Origin of the sequence: Streptomyces sp. WP-1 (genome assembly GCF_030450125.1) — a bacterium.
In the GTDB taxonomy this organism is placed as follows: Bacteria; Actinomycetota; Actinomycetes; order Streptomycetales; family Streptomycetaceae; genus Streptomyces; species Streptomyces incarnatus.
On the sequence record NZ_CP123923.1, the window covers coordinates 491,193 to 504,320 of the forward strand.

Consider the following 13,128-nt stretch of genomic DNA (forward strand, 5'->3'; position numbering starts at 1 on the left):
CTCCTCGACCCGGGTTGCCGGGAAGGCTGCGCTGCCCTTTCCCCCGGACCAGAGACGCCTGGGTCGGCGTCCGGTACGACGATGTCGGTGCTCTCCTGATGCCGCCCCCTATCGTTCGTTGCCCGCGCGCAGCCAGCCGATGTAGTCGGCGGCGGCCGCGGCGGTGTCGTACTCCGGGGTGAAGCCGGTGTCCTCGCGCAGGCGGGTCGTGTCGAGCCACTGACGCGGTGCCGTGGTGTCCCGGGAGGGCAGTTCGGTGTGGAAGCCGGGCTCGGTGGCGGCGATCGCGGCGATCACCTCGGCGTTGCTCGTCGCACGGCCCGAGCCGACGTTGTACGTGGTGTGGCGCAGCACCGGCGTGCGCTGGAGGAGGGCGAGGGCGCGGCCGGTGTCCTTGACGTAGCAGAGGTCGAGGGAGTCCTCGGCGTACGGCTGGTGCGCGAGGCCGGAGAGGTCGGGGACGGTGCGACGCGCTGCGGCGTGGGCGAGCGACGGGGCCGGGAAGAACGGGTCGGGCAGGTGGCCGCCCGGGCCCCAGGTGCCGGAGATGCGCGCGGCGACGATCTCGATGCCGGACTCGGCCGCGAGCTGTCCGGCCAGCAGTTCGGTGACCTTCTTCAGGGTCGGGATGGCATGGAAGTACCCCATCGGCAGCGGCAGATCCTCGCCGAGCGCACCCTCGGCGGCCACGCCGCCGTAGACGCCGATGGTGCTGGCGACGACGACACGCCGTACGCCCCATTCCTCGGCGACCCGCACGATGTTGAGGAATCCGTCGAGCGCACGGCCCACGGCCCCGACCGCGTCCTCGCCGCCCGCCGCCCACGGCGGTGTGATGGCGAGATGGACGATCCCGGCGATGGTGTGCCGACGGCCCACCTCACGCAGGCTCTCCAGGTCGGCGATGTCGCCCTGAGCCATCGCCGCGGGCACGTCGTGCAGCTGCGGCGGCAGCGCGGGGGTGCGGCGCTGGAGGAGCACGCACTTCTCCCCCGCCGCATGGAGCGCGCGAACGGTGTGCGAGCCGATGAACCCGGCTCCGCCTGTCACAAGAATCATCATTGCCTCTTTCGTCGGCACAGCTGATTGTCAGTTTCGCTGATTATCAGCCTAGAGATAGGATGGCGGGTATGCCAACCCCCGCCCCGCATGCCAGGGAGCCGCACGACGCGCTCGGATATCTCGTCAAGCACGCTCACCTGCGGCTGACGGCGCTGACCGACGCCGCGCTCGCCCCGCTCGGCATCGACAGCAAGGACTTCGGCGTGCTGCGCGTGCTCGTCGGGCGCGAGCCGATGTCGCAGCAGGCGGTCGCGGCGAAGCTCGGTGTCGACCGCACCACGATGGTCACCCTGATCGACGGCTTCGAGGCCAAGGGCATCGTCACCCGCAAGCCCGATCCGGCCGACCGCCGGCGCAACGCGATCGAGCTGACCGAGAACGGGCTCGCGCTCTACAAGAAGGCCGACGCGGCGTACCTCGCGGCCGAGGACGCGTTCCTCGCCCCGCTCGACGCGCCCACGGCCGCGCTGTTCCGGCAGGCGCTACGGGCCGTACTCGCTCCGCCGGAAGGACGCGATTGACGTGACTGTCGGCGCGGGACGATCGTGGGCGCCATGAACGATCACCGACCGGCACCCACCGACGCCACCGATCCCGTCGCAGCCACCTCCGCGAGCCGCTCCGACGAGGAGGCTGCCGAGGTCCGCCGATTCTGGGACCGGCTCGGGCTGCCCGGTCTGATCGACGTGCACACGCACTTCATGCCCGAACGTGTCCTGCACAAGGTCTGGGAGTACTTCGACGCGCAGGGTCCGCTGACCGGCGGGCTGGCCTGGCCGATCAGCTACCGGCAGCAGGAGGCGGAACGCGCGGCACTGCTGCGGCGGTTCGGCGTCCGTGCCTTCACCGCCATGCTCTACCCGCACAAGCCCGGCATGGCCCGGTGGCTCAACGGCTGGGCGGCCGGCTTCGCCCGACGGACCCCCGACTGCCTGCACACCGCCACGCTGTTCCCCGAGCCTGGCGTCGAGACGTACGTCCGCGAGGCGATCGAGGCGGGCGCGCGTGTGTTCAAGGCGCATGTGCAGGTGGGGGCGTACGACCCGGCCGACGAGCTGCTTCGGCCGGCCTGGGGAGTCCTTGCCGAGGCCCAGGTACCCGTGGTGATCCACTGCGGGTCCGGGCCCGCGCCCGGGAAGCACACCGGCCCGGAACCGATCGCGCGGGTGCTGGCGCGGCACCCGAGGCTGCGGCTGATCGTCGCGCACCTGGGGATGCCCGAGTACGAGGATTTCCTCGGCCTCGCCGAGCGGTACCCGGAGATACGGCTGGACACGACGATGGCGTTCACCGACTTCACCGAGGCGTTGATGCCGTTCCCCGGCCACGCCCTGCCCCGGCTCGCGGACCTCGGCGACCGCGTCCTGCTCGGCTCCGACTTCCCCAACATCCCCTACCCCTACCTCCACCAACTCCAGGCCCTGGAACGGCTGGACCTCGGAGAGGAGTGGCTGCGGGCCGTCTGCCACCACAACGCGGCGGAGCTGTTCGAGCTGGCGTGACGTCGGCGCGGCAGGTTACGGCAGCGTGCGGGATGTCATGTGTCCCGCGCGGGACGGCCCGGTGGGCAAGCAAGTAGCCCCGGCGGTGGGCGTATCGGCCGGTGATGAGCGTCCTCGGCTCGGCAACGAACACGTCATCCGTCCGACGGCACCTTGGACTCGGTGTCGTAGGCGCTCCCCCGCCATGAGCGGCGAGACGGTCGGCGAGCGGTTGCGGGTCATGCCGAGCAATGCCAGGTACGGAGAGGTGGCCGAGGTGTTCGCGCGGCAGTACGAGAGCGTGAGCTTCGCCGAGGCGCACCGGGAGGTTCTGCACCAGTTCCCCTCCCGGCCGGGTTCCGTGCTGGACGCCGGGGCGGCCAGCGGGCGCGACGCGGCGGCGCCGGTGGCGCGGGGAGGCCGGTTCGACCTGATCCATGGCGGAAGGCCCTGCCACTTACGCCCTGCGCCGCCCGCCCGGTTCCGGCCACCGGACCGGCTCAGAACAGCAGCACGACCTTGCCCGACAGACCGCCCGCCTCGAAGCGTTCATGGGCCGCCCGCACCTCCGTGAGGGGATAGTGCGCGGCCACCCGCACCTTCAGCCGCCCCGCGTCGACCAGGTCCACCAGTTCCGCCAGGTCCTTGCTGCTCTCCTGGACGTAACTCTTCGCGGCGCCCGCAACATCGGGCAGCGGCGCGTCGGAGACCGAGATGTACGATCCACCGTCGGCGAGCGCCCGGGTGACGTCGACGCCCGCGGTGTCCAGCACCGCGTCGTACGTGCCCTGGGGAAGCTCCGCGACGGAGTGCGTCACGGCCGCGGCGCCGAACTCCCTCACGACCTCGATGTGTTCGGGGCGGGAGACCAGCGCGTCGACCGACACGCCCGCCCGGTGGGCCAGTTGGACCGCGAGGCCGCCCACGGCGCCCGCGGCTCCGGTGACCAGGAGCCGGGCGCGGCTCTCCGGGCGCAGCGCGGCGAGGGCCTGCACCGCCGTGGTCCCGGCGAGCGGCAGCGTCGCGGCCTCGGCCAGGGTGAGCGTCCTCGGGGCGTGGGCGAGCAGCCGTACCGGCAGGCGGACCAGTTCGGCCCAGGTGCCCAGGCCGGTGGCCAGTTGCGCGGACATCGCGATCACCCGGTCGCCGACCGCGAATTCCGGCGCCGAACTCGCCACGACGATCCCGGCCAGGTCCCAGCCCAGCGTCACCGGCAGGGCGGGGCCCACGTCCCAGGCCCGGGTCTTCCAGTCCACCGGGTTCAGACTGCTCGCGACCGTCCGCACCAGCACCTCACCGGCACCCGGCGCCGACTCCGCGTCCGCACTCGAATCCGCATCCGACGCCGGCCCAGATTCCGGCTCCGGGTCGGCGATCTCCTCCACGGTGAGCACCTCGGGCCCGCCGTGGGCATGGATCCGAACGGCACGCATGGCGTCAACTCCTCATGTTCCGGGCCGCGTTACGGCCGGGGCGGCGACCGTCGTGGTGCCGCGTCGGAGCTCACGTCAAAGTCTGACACCGATGTGAGAGTCAAGCCGGGGAGGCCGCCATGCGGATCGGTGAGATGGTGCGGCGCACGGGGGTCAGCGAGCGGCTGCTGCGCTACTACGAGGAGCAGGGCCTGCTGTCGCCGGAGCGCCTGCCCAGCGGGTACCGCGTGTACGACGAGCAGGATGTCGAGACGGTCCGCCGGGTCCGCGCCCTGCTCGCCGCCGGGCTCACCACGGACACCATCGCGAAGGTGCTGCCGTGTGTCCGCGAGGAGGGCGAGCGGCTGGTGCCGGTCTGCGCGGACCTCGTCGCGGGGCTGCGCAAGGAACGGGAGCGGATCAGCCGCGCGATCGACGATCTCCAGGCGTCGCGCGGCCTCCTGGACATCGTCATCGAGGCGGGTCCGCAGCCGGTGGCGGCGGGATCGCGGTAGGACGGGAGTCACTCGGGCAGGGGGACGGGCTCCAACTCCAGCAGTTCACAGTCCAGTTGGTACAGAGCCCGGTCTATCCCCGGCCGGGTGGCGAGCCGGGGTGTGCGGGCCACGTCGTTGACGACGGTGAGGACGGTCTGCACCCGGACGCGGGCCTCGGCCGGGGTCATGGCCGGGTGGACCGCGTGCAGCAGCTCCAGCCACTCGGCGATGTAGTCCCGCTGGAACTGCCGGGTGCGCAGCCGGTCCGCCTCCTGGAGGTGCTCGGCCTCGGTGGCGATCACGGTCACCAGGTGCCGGGAGACCAGCGCCATACGGACGTAGCGCCACACCAGGTGCCGTAGCGCGCCCGCGTGGTCGAGCGCCGAGGCGAGCACCTCGGCCAGGTCGACCCAGAGCCGCTCGGCACCGCGGTGCACGGCGGTGGCGAGGAGGTCGTGCTTGCTGGCGAAGTGGTGGTAGATGCTCTGCCCGGCGATCCCGACGGCCGCGCCGGTGTCCTCCAGGCTGACCGAGGCGTAGCCGCGCTCGGCGAACAGCTCGGTGGCGGCGGCGAGCAGCGCCTCCCGGCGGGAGCGGTGGCGCAGGGTGCCCCGGGGCGCGTCGAGCCGGGGCTCGCCGAGTCCGGGCGGGGCCGAGGTTGCGACGCGGTGCATCAGACGTGCGACGAGGTCCGGCGTCGTCAGTTCCACGTGCTGGTAGGCGAGGCTCGCCGCCACCCCGAGGGTGCCCCAGGACAGCAGCTCGGTGTGGGCGGGTCCCAACTCCGGGCGGGCGGCGCTCAGTTGCCCGGCGAGGGTGCGCCGGGCCGCGTGCAGCCGCCGGGTGAGTTCCGCGTGCTGCTCGGCGGGCAGGTGCCGGGCCTCGCGCTGCCACAGCACGCCCAGTTCGCGCCGGGCCAGCGCGGACGCGGCGAAGTCCTGTACCAGGGCGTCGAGTTCGCCGGGCCCGGCCGGGTAGAGGCCGGCCAGGCAGGAGTCGAGGGCCTCGGTGACGACGGCGTGCAGCAGCTCCTGCTTGCCGCCGAAGTGCCGGTACAGGGCGGAGGGGCCGATGCCCACGGCCGCCGCGATGTCGCTCATCGCCGCGTTGGCGTAGCCGTCCCGGGAGAACAGCTCCCGCGCGGCGGCGATGATCAGCTCGCGGCGGTTGCGCGGCCGCGTCGCCCGCACGGGCGGGGCGGCGGGCTCCGCCCCGGGTCCCGTCGCCGCCGTACCGCTCGGGGCGACCGTCTCCACACCGGGTCCCATCACCGCCGTACCCCTCCGCGAAACCGTTTCCACACCGGATCCCACCGCGAGCCGTCTCCTCCTGGACCGGCGGTCTAGCCGAGTTCCAGCGAACGGCCGATGATCTCCTTCATGATCTCGGTCGTGCCCGCGTAGATCCGGCTCACCCTACTGTCCTGCCAGGCCCGCGCGATCGGGTACTCCAGCATGTAGCCGTACCCGCCGTGCAGCTGCACGCAGGCGTCCATGACCCGGCCTTGCAGCTCGGTGCACCACCACTTGGCCTTGGCGGCGTCGACCACCGTCAACTCGCCCGAGTTCAGGGCGAGTACGCAGCGGTCGAGGTAGTGCTGGGCGATCTCGATCTCGGTGTCCAGCTCGGCGAGGCGGTGCCGGATCACCTGGAGGGAGCCGATCGGCTTGCCGAACGCCTTGCGCTCGCGCACGTACTCGACGGTCCAGTCGAAGGCCGCCACCGCCTGCGCCAGACCGGCGATCGCCACCGACATCCGCTCCTGCGCGAGATTGCGCGTCAGGGCGAAGAAGCCCTCGCCCTCCGCGCCGAGCAGGTTGGCCGCCGGCACCCTGGCGCCGGTGAAGACCAGCTCGGCGGTGTCCTGGGCGTGCAGGCCGACCTTCTCCAGCTTGCGGCCGCGCTCGAAGCCGGGGGTGCCGCGCTCCACGACGATCAGGCTGAGCCCGCGGTGCGGGTGCTCGCCGGTGCGCACGGCGACGACGACCAGGTCCGCGTTGATGCCGTTGGTGATGAACGTCTTCGCGCCGTCGATGACGTAGTGGTCGCCGTCGCGGACGGCCTTGGTGCGGATGCCGGACAGGTCGGAACCGGTGCCGGGCTCGGTCATCGCGACCGCTGTGATCGTCTCACCGGAGGCGATGCCGGGCAGCCAGCGGGCCTTCTGCTCGTCGTTCGTCTGATCGAGGAAATAGGGCAGGACCACGTCCGCGTGCAGGGTCGGGCCGAGGATCGCCGGGATGGCGCCCACCCGCGCGCCCTCCTCGTGCAGGATCGTGTTGTAGCGGAAGTCCTTGATCCCCGCGCCGCCGAACTCCTCGGGCACCGCGATGCCGAGCGCGCCCAGCTCGCCCAGGCCCGTGAACAGCTCACGGGGCACGATCCCCGCCTTGTCCCAGTCCGCGTAGTGCGGCACCACATGCTTGGTGATGAAGGCCCGCACGCTCTCGCGGTAGTCCTCGTGCTCGGCTTCGAAAAGGGTTCGCTTCATGATCAGCTTTCTCAGAGGGATCGAGAACCGCGGCGGTGCCGTCGTGCGACCGGATGCGCCAGCGGAGACTACTCGGGATTCACTTGAGGCGAAAGTGGTGAGGTGATGGCGCGTGAAGCGGGGTCACTGGTTCCGGCGCACCACTTGCGCACACTGATCCGGATTCACAAAGGCGCGCCGCCGACTGTGCCGCTGCTCACATCGGCTACGACTACTGCGGTTTACTAGGGCGTCCTAGTATTTCTCTGATCAGCGTCCCCCCGACCTGTCCCGGAAGGCCCCCGATGAGCGAACTGCACTCGCCTGTGCACCCCGTACGCCTGGTCACCGCATCCGCTCTGTTCGACGGGCACGACGCGTCGATCAACATCATGCGGCGCATCTTCCAGTCCCAGGGCGCCGAAGTGATCCACCTCGGGCACAACCGGTCGGTGCAGGAGGTCGTGAACGCGGCGCTGGAGGAGGACGCGCACGGCGTGGCCGTCTCCTCCTACCAGGGCGGCCATGTCGAGTACTTCGAGTACCTGGTCGAGTCGCTGCGCGAGCGGGGCGCGGAGCACATCCGAGTGGTCGGCGGCGGTGGTGGGGTGATCGTGCCCGAGGAGATCACCCGGCTGCGCGCGCACGGGGTGACCATCTTCTCGCCCGAGGACGGCCAGCGGATGGGCCTCGCCGGGATGATCAACTCCGTCGTACGGGACTGCGACTTCGACCTCTGGGAGGGCAAGCCCGCCGACGCCGACGCCGTGCTCGCGGGCGACCGGTTCGCCACCGCGCGGGCCATCACGGGCGCCGAACTCGGCAAGCTGCCCCCGGAGTTCCTCGACCGGCTGCGGGCCGCCGCGGCCGGCCGGGTGGTGCCGGTCCTCGGCATCACCGGCACCGGCGGCTCCGGCAAGTCCTCGCTGACCGACGAGCTGGTGCGCCGCTTCCGCGTGGACCAGCAGGACAAGCTGCGCATCGCGGTGATCGCGGTCGACCCGACCCGCCGGCGCGGCGGCGGCGCCCTGCTCGGCGACCGGATCCGGATGAACTCCCTGGACGGGAACCGGGTGTTCTTCCGCAGCCTGGCCACCCGTGGCAGCCATGAGCTGCCCGAGCACCTCACCGATGTGATCGACGTGGTCAAGGCGGCCGGGTACGACCTGGTGATCGTGGAGACCCCGGGCATCGGCCAGGGCGACGCGGCGATCGTGCCGTTCGTCGACACCTCCCTGTACGTGATGACGCCGGAGTTCGGCGCCGCGTCCCAGCTGGAGAAGATCGACATGCTCGACTTCGCCGACGTGGTCGCGGTCAACAAGTTCGAGCGGCGCGGCGCCAAGGACGCGCTGCGCGATGTGAGCCGCCAACTGGTGCGCAACCGCGAGGCGTTCGACAAGAGGCCCGAGGACATGCCGGTGTACGGCACCTCGGCCGCGACCTTCCACGACGACGGGGTCACCGCGCTCTTCCAGCACCTGAAGACGGAGCTGGACGGGAAGGGACTGCACCTCCAGGAGGGCACCCTCGCGCCCGTCGATGTGCGCCACTCCTCCGGGATCCGCCAGGTGGTGCCCGCCGACCGGGTGCGCTATCTCGCGGAGATCACCGAGTCGGTCCGCGCGTACCACGCCGAGACCGAGGTGCTCGCCGAGGCGGCCCGTCGGGTGCAGCGCCTCGACCTGGTCAAGGGCGAGCTGGCGGCGGCCGGTTCGGACGCGGACAACGTGGACGCGCTGCTCACCGACGCCCGCGGGCAGCTCCCGCACGAGATCCGCCGGCAGATCGAGACCTGGCCGGCCGTCGTGGCGTCGTACTCCGGTGACGAGCAGGTCGTGAAGATCCGCGACCGGGAGATCCGCACCAAGCTGACCCGTGAGTCGCTGTCGGGCAACAAGGTGCCCCGGGTGGCGCTGCCCCGGTTCACCGACCACGGCGAGCTGGTGCGGTTCTGGCGGCGGGAGAACCTGCCCGGCTACTTCCCGTTCACCGCGGGCGTGTTCCCCTTCAAGCGCGACGGCGAGGACCCGGCGCGGATGTTCGCCGGCGAGGGCGACCCGTTCCGCACCAACCGCCGCTTCAAGCTGCTCTCCGAGGGCCAGCCCGCCACCCGGCTGTCCACCGCCTTCGACTCGGTCACCCTCTACGGCCGCGACCCGGGCGAGCGCCCCGACGTCTACGGCAAGATCGGCACCTCAGGCGTCTCGGTCGCGAACCTGGACGACATGAAGGCGCTGTACGACGGCTTCGACCTGATCGCGCCGACGACCTCGGTGTCGATGACGATCAACGGCCCGGCGCCCACCGTGCTGGCGTTCTTCCTCAACACCGCGATCGACCAGCAGATCGAGCGGTTCCGCGCCGCCGAGGGCCGCGACCCCTCCGCCGAGGAGGCGGAGCAGCTGCGCGCCCACGCGCTGGCGAGCGTGCGGGGCACGGTGCAGGCCGACATCCTCAAGGAGGACCAGGGCCAGAACACCTGTCTGTTCTCGACCGAGTTCTCGCTGCGGATGATGGCCGACATCCAGGAGTGGTTCATCGCGCACAAGGTCCGCAACTTCTACTCGGTGTCCATCTCCGGCTACCACATCGCCGAGGCGGGCGCGAACCCGATCAGCCAGCTGGCGTTCACCCTGGCCAACGGCTTCACCTATGTGGAGGCGTACCTGGCGCGCGGCATGGACGTGGACGACTTCGCGCCGAACCTGTCGTTCTTCTTCTCCAACGGCATGGACCCCGAGTACTCGGTGCTCGGCCGGGTCGCCCGCCGGATCTGGGCGGTCGCGATGAAGCGGAAGTACGGCGCCAACGAGCGTTCCCAGAAGCTCAAGTACCACGTCCAGACCTCGGGCCGCTCGCTGCACGCCCAGGAGATGGACTTCAACGACATCCGCACCACGCTCCAGGCGCTCATCGCCATCTACGACAACTGCAACAGCCTGCACACCAACGCCTACGACGAGGCGGTCACCACCCCGACCGAGGAATCCGTCCGCCGGGCGCTGGCCATCCAGCTGATCATCAACCGGGAGTGGGGCCTCGCGATGAACGAGAACCCGCTCCAGGGGTCGTTCATCATCGATGAGCTGACCGACCTGGTCGAGGAGGCGGTGCTGCTGGAGTTCGAGCGGATCAGCGAGCGCGGCGGCGTGCTCGGCGCGATGGAGACCGGCTACCAGCGCGGCCGTATCCAGGACGAGTCGATGCTCTACGAGCAGCGCAAGCACGACGGTTCGCTGCCGATCATCGGCGTCAACACCTTCCGCAACCCGCACACCGAGGGTGCCGAGCCGGGCGCCATCGAGCTGGCCCGCGCGACGGAGCAGGAGAAGCGTTCCCAGCTGGAGCGGGTGCACGACTTCCAGGCCCGGCACCAGCAGGAGGCGCACGCCGCGCTGAGCGCCCTGAAGGCGGCGGCGGTCGCGGGCGAGAACGTGTTCTCGGTGCTCATGGACGCCGCGCGGGTGTGCACCCTCCAGCAGATCACCGAGGCGTTCTTCGAGGTGGGCGGCCAGTACCGGCGCAACGTCTGACATACGTGCGCATACGCGGAGGGGGGAGCGGGCTCGGTCCGCTCCCCCCTCCCCGCGCTGTCAGGCCGTGTACGCCAGCAGCGCCATCATCCCCGCCTCGCCGTGGTAGGCGTTGTGGCAGTGCAGCATCCACTGGCCCGGGTTGTCGGCGTCGAAGTACACGGACACCGTGCGGCCGGGCAGCACGATGGTGGTGTCCTTGCGCGGGCCGCCCGTACCGAGCTGGTACGTATGTCCGTGCAGGTGCATGGGGTGCCACATGTCGGTCTTGTTGACGAAGTCCAGCCGGACCCGCTGGCCCTGCTCGACCAGGACGGGGTCGGCGGTGGGGTGCTTCATGTCGTACCGCCGGCCGTTGATGCCCCAGTCGTACTCGGCCATGCCGCCGGTGAGTTCGATCCGGTGGACGCGGTCGGTCTTCCTCGTGTCCAGGCGCACGTCGTCGGCGGCCTTCAGCGCGGCGGCGTTCATGATCATGCCGTCCAGTTCCTTCGGGCGGACGGTCGCCTTCGGCGCGGCGCCGGAACCGGTGCGCACCAGTGCCAGGCCGCTCGCGTCCTTGCCCTCGGCGAGGGCGACCAGCGGGAAGACCCCGTCGGCGAGCGTGACGAGGATGTCGTACCGCTCCCCCATGCCCACCAGCAGCGCGTCCACCTGCTGATGGGCGACCGGGAAGCCGTCCGTGTGGGTGATGGTCAGCTTGTGGCCGCCGAGCGCGACGCGGTACGCCGTGTCGCCGCCGGCGTTGATGACGCGCAGCCGCACCCGCTTGCCGGGCTTGCCGGTGTAGACGTCGGGGTCGGCCGGCACGCGGCCGTTGATCAGGTGGTACGGGTACTTGACGTCACCGGCGTCGCCGCCGAGCAGACTGCTTCGCGCGCTCATGAGCATGAACTTCATCGAGCCGGACGACGACGCCTTGCCGCCCCCCTTGCCCGCATCACTGCCGCTCATGTCCATGCCGGCCATGTCCATCCCGCCCATGTCGCCCATGTCATGGCCGGAGGAGCCACCGTGGCTCGCGCCGCCGTGGCCCGAGCCGTCACCCGAACCGCCCCCCGAACCGCCCATGTCCATGTCGCCCATGCCGTGGCTCAGTTCGGCGAGGACCTGGTCGGGGGAGCCGGTGACACCGTCGACCCAGTCGTCCAGCACGACGACCCACTCGTCGTCGTACGACAGCGGTTCCCTCGGGTCCTCCACGATGAGCGGGGCGTGCAGTCCCCGGTCGAGCTGGACGCCCACGTGGGGGTGGAAGAAGTAGGTGCCGGGGGTGTCGGCGAGGAAGCGGTAGGTGAAGTTGTGGCCGGCGCGCACCGCATTCTGGGTGGCCGGGGGCACGCCGTCCATGTCGGCGCGCAGGGCGATACCGTGCCAGTGGACGGACGTGGTGGTCCGGTCCGGGAGCTGGTTGGAGAGTTCGGCGGCGAGGGTGTCACCGGCCGGGAGCCGGATCTCCTGGCCCGGGGTGCGACCGCCGTAGGCCCAGCTCTTCGCCGTCACCTTGCCGCCGATGTCGAGCAGGGCGGGCGCGGCGGTCAGGGTCACCTCGCGCACCTTGCCGGTGCCCTTGCGCTTCCTCTCGGTGGTCGCGACCACCTTGCTGTCGGGGCTCACCAGGGCCGGCGTGGCCCCGGAGCCGCCGCACGCGGCGAGCGCTCCGGTCCCGGCGACGGCGAGACCGGCCAGCAGGGTGGAACGACGGTTGATGCTGTTCATAGGGGATGCCTCTTCTCGAATTGCCGTCGACCTGCGCCCATGCGGCATCGCTCCCACGGAGTACAGGGGAACGGGCCGCTCGGGGGCGGCCTAGATCAGCAGTCGGGAGAGGACGGAGAGGTCGGGCGGCGCGCGATGCGGGTTGCCCGGCAGGCCGCGCCCGGCGAGGACGCCCCGGGGCGGGGCGGCCCGGACGGTGTGCGTCGGCACGGTCGGCGGATCGAGCCACTGCGGTGAGCCGACGGCCCCCGAGGTGCAGTGCTGCATGTCGGCACCGGAGCAGGCGCCGCCCATGTCATGGTCCATGGCCGAGGTCAGGGCCTGGGCGGCCCTGTCCTGCCCGGTCATGCGGTGCGCGGTGCGAGCCGTCCCGGGCATCGCGCTCATGGCGGTCCCGGGTGCGACGGGGGCCGCGCTCATGGCGGTCGCCGGTGCGGCGGGGGCCGAGCCCAGGTCGTGGTGGACCAGGACGACGAAGGCGGCGAGCAGGGCCAGGACGGCGGCCCACGACCGGCGCGCCGCGCCGCCACGGGAACCGGTCCGCCGGTACGTCACCTGCCGCCCTCCCTGTCCGAGACCACGCCTGCGATCACACACGCGTCGCGGGACCACGTCCCGTGCGCCACAGGCTCCAGGCACGCCACTATACCCCCTAGGGGTACGACGTCCAGGCGCCGTCAGGCCCTGGCCGCCTCCGCCCTGCCGGTGCCGTTGCACCTGCGCAGCGGGTCCTCGCCCAGTTCTGCGGTGACTTGCCGAGTTCTGCGGTGACTTGCCGACGCTGATCCGCCGCTACGCCGGCCGCCCGCTCGTCGGGTCTCCGCTGTCAGCTGCCGGGCGCCACGGAGAAGGAGCTGCGCATCCACCGGTGAGCGGCCTCACGGTGACAACGGGTGCCATTCGGTCCTGACGATCCGGAGCGCCTCCGCGAGGCGGCCCGTGGGCAGACCA

The 13,128-nt window shown here is 71.4% G+C and carries 10 protein-coding genes; 4 read left to right on the forward strand and 6 right to left on the reverse strand.

All coding sequences use genetic code 11. The features are described 5' to 3' along the window. Nucleotides 1–108: 108 nt before the first annotated feature. Nucleotides 109–1,059, reverse strand: a complete 951-nt coding sequence (locus tag QHG49_RS01760) for an NAD(P)-dependent oxidoreductase (protein WP_301487012.1) — start codon at nucleotides 1,057–1,059, stop codon at nucleotides 109–111. A 71-nt stretch (nucleotides 1,060–1,130) separates the two neighbouring features. On the opposite strand from QHG49_RS01760, the gene QHG49_RS01765 reads away from it, so the two are divergent. Beyond that, complete coding sequence (locus QHG49_RS01765) at nucleotides 1,131–1,583, forward strand: MarR family winged helix-turn-helix transcriptional regulator (RefSeq protein WP_159697979.1); 453 nt, start codon at nucleotides 1,131–1,133, stop codon at nucleotides 1,581–1,583. Nucleotides 1,584–1,616: 33 nt separating this feature from the next. Beyond that, complete coding sequence (locus QHG49_RS01770) at nucleotides 1,617–2,564, forward strand: amidohydrolase family protein (protein ID WP_301487013.1); 948 nt, start codon at nucleotides 1,617–1,619, stop codon at nucleotides 2,562–2,564. Nucleotides 2,565–3,043: 479 nt separating this feature from the next. Here the strand turns inward: QHG49_RS01770 and QHG49_RS01775 are convergent, their stop codons facing one another. Continuing rightward, complete coding sequence (locus tag QHG49_RS01775; protein ID WP_301487014.1) at nucleotides 3,044–3,976, reverse strand: NADP-dependent oxidoreductase; 933 nt, start codon at nucleotides 3,974–3,976, stop codon at nucleotides 3,044–3,046. 119 nt (nucleotides 3,977–4,095) lie between these two features. Here QHG49_RS01775 and QHG49_RS01780 point away from each other — a divergent pair, with 119 nt between their 5' ends. Further along, nucleotides 4,096–4,470: a MerR family transcriptional regulator gene (locus tag QHG49_RS01780; protein WP_301487015.1), complete on the forward strand. Its 375-nt coding sequence runs from the start codon at nucleotides 4,096–4,098 to the stop codon at nucleotides 4,468–4,470. Between the two features lie 8 nt (nucleotides 4,471–4,478). Here the strand turns inward: QHG49_RS01780 and QHG49_RS01785 are convergent, their stop codons facing one another. Together QHG49_RS01785 and QHG49_RS01790 are read right to left on the reverse strand one after the other, a co-directional pair. After that, nucleotides 4,479–5,720 (reverse strand): TetR/AcrR family transcriptional regulator, encoded by a 1,242-nt coding sequence (locus QHG49_RS01785; RefSeq protein ID WP_301487016.1) that lies wholly within the window; start codon nucleotides 5,718–5,720, stop codon nucleotides 4,479–4,481. Between the two features lie 74 nt (nucleotides 5,721–5,794). Further along, nucleotides 5,795–6,943, reverse strand: coding sequence for an acyl-CoA dehydrogenase family protein (locus QHG49_RS01790; protein WP_085563472.1), 1,149 nt, complete (start codon nucleotides 6,941–6,943; stop codon nucleotides 5,795–5,797). Between the two features lie 284 nt (nucleotides 6,944–7,227). Here QHG49_RS01790 and icmF point away from each other — a divergent pair, with 284 nt between their 5' ends. Continuing rightward, nucleotides 7,228–10,458 carry a fused isobutyryl-CoA mutase/GTPase IcmF gene (icmF, locus tag QHG49_RS01795; RefSeq protein ID WP_301487017.1) on the forward strand — a complete coding sequence of 1,077 codons (3,231 nt, stop codon included), beginning with the start codon at nucleotides 7,228–7,230 and terminating at the stop codon, nucleotides 10,456–10,458. Nucleotides 10,459–10,518: 60 nt separating this feature from the next. Here icmF and QHG49_RS01800 read toward each other — a convergent pair whose 3' ends face one another. Further along, nucleotides 10,519–12,177 carry a multicopper oxidase family protein gene (locus tag QHG49_RS01800; protein WP_301487018.1) on the reverse strand — a complete coding sequence of 553 codons (1,659 nt, stop codon included), beginning with the start codon at nucleotides 12,175–12,177 and terminating at the stop codon, nucleotides 10,519–10,521. A 90-nt stretch (nucleotides 12,178–12,267) separates the two neighbouring features. Beyond that, nucleotides 12,268–12,732 (reverse strand): hypothetical protein, encoded by a 465-nt coding sequence (locus QHG49_RS01805; RefSeq protein WP_301487019.1) that lies wholly within the window; start codon nucleotides 12,730–12,732, stop codon nucleotides 12,268–12,270. Nucleotides 12,733–13,128 lie beyond the last annotated feature (396 nt).